Source organism: Frankia sp. KB5, from assembly GCF_002099325.1.
GTDB classification, from domain to species: Bacteria; Actinomycetota; Actinomycetes; order Frankiales; family Frankiaceae; genus Frankia; species Frankia casuarinae.
Genome location: NZ_MRUJ01000389.1, coordinates 1 through 1,552, shown reverse-complemented (window position 1 = coordinate 1,552; position 1,552 = coordinate 1). Strand labels below are relative to the sequence as shown.

Below are 1,552 nucleotides of genomic sequence, written 5' to 3'. Positions count from 1 at the left end.
CCACCGCGACTACCCCATGATCGGCATGGACAACAACCCGGCGGAAAGGGCGATCAGGGGCCCGGTCGTGACCCGGCGCAACGCCGGCGGCTCCCGCACCGAGGACACCGCCCGCCACGCCGCCACGATCTTCACGGTCACCGCGACCGCCGCGATGCACAACCTGAACCTGCTGACCTACCTGGAGAACTACCTCGACGCMTGYGGCCGGGCCGGCGGCAAGCCGCCGACCGGCGCCGACCTCGACCGGTTCCTGCCCTGGGCCGCCARCMCCGAGGACCTCACCACCTGGYAACAGCCTCCCGGCTGACCCCGACCCCCGAGACCCCAGCGGAGTGCCCCACGGTCACGCCGCCCACGATCATGCCCCAACGGGATTTCCGAATACGTACCATCGCCGACACCCGAACCGGCATTGCACCACCGACCGTGGACATCAACCGTGCCCGCGTGCTCGCATCGGCGCTACGGTCCGCCAACGCGATCATCACCCCTGCCACCCTTCGGGCCGTCTACCGCCTCCAGGCCATCGACGTGGAGGTACTACTCAGTGCCGTGACCTGGCTACACCAGCACCCCAACGCTGGCAACTGGACTCTGCGGCAACTCCCGGTCCCCGGTATGCACACCAAATGGCTTGACACCCACGGCGCGCTGCTGCGCGATGTCGCGGGCCGCGATGTCCGACACGAAGTCAGACCCCGGCTGACCGTCATGCACCTGACATATGTCGATCCCGACCACGCCGCATCGGGCCGCCGCAGGCACGACGCCTGGACCACCGGTGACGTACATGACATCGCCTACCAGCCACGCGTGGTCCTCGTCGTCGAGAACCGCGACTCCCGCCTCTGGTTCCCGCCAGTCAGGGACACAATAGTGGTCGAGGGCGGCGGCAAAGCCGCAGCCACCCTGCTAGCAAACGTTCCCTGGATCCGCACCGCGGACCACATCGTCTACTGGGGCGACATCGACGCGGACGGGTACACGATCCTCGACCAGTTTCGCGCTGCGCTAGCCGAGCCCGCACCAGACGGCGCACCAGCGAAGCACGTCACCTCCATCCTCATGGGCGCCACAGACCTGCACCACTACGCTCAGCACGGTATTAACCACGACAAGGCGGGTCGTCCCATCCAGCCATCACCGACGACCCTGCCACACCTGACCGAAGCCGAGGCCACCGCGTACAACACCATCGCGACTGCGGGCCCCACCCCATTCCGCCGGATCGAGCAGGAAGTCATCCCCCTCACCCACGCAGCTGCCCGACTAATGCAGATCCTGAAAGGCGGGGGTCTGTCGCTGGCTTGCAGACCCGATCAGAAAGGATGAAACCGAACATGGAGATGGCGGCGCGCCTTGCGCCCGGCGGCGGGGCCGCTGGGCCGGCCGTGGTCGGAACGAGCGTCAACTCATCTACCGCACCGCCTTCGGCCTGACCAACGTCACCAACCAGYAACACCGCGCCCGCTACACCGCCTCCCGCACCACCCGCCCCGCTGGCTACACCAGCCAGGAACATCCTGAAGCTGCCCGGGACTGTAGGTGT

At 67.5% G+C, this 1,552-nt stretch carries 1 protein-coding gene and 1 pseudogene; both read left to right on the top strand.

Annotated features, from left to right (window positions below; all coding sequences use genetic code 11):
- A partial coding sequence (locus KBI5_RS24660; protein ID WP_157902599.1) for a transposase occupies positions 1-310 on the top strand: 310 nt, incomplete at its 5' end.
- Positions 311-399: 89 nt separating this feature from the next.
- A pseudogene (locus KBI5_RS24655) lies at positions 400-1,335 on the top strand (Wadjet anti-phage system protein JetD domain-containing protein); the annotation flags it as partial.
- Positions 1,336-1,552: the final 217 nt, after the last annotated feature.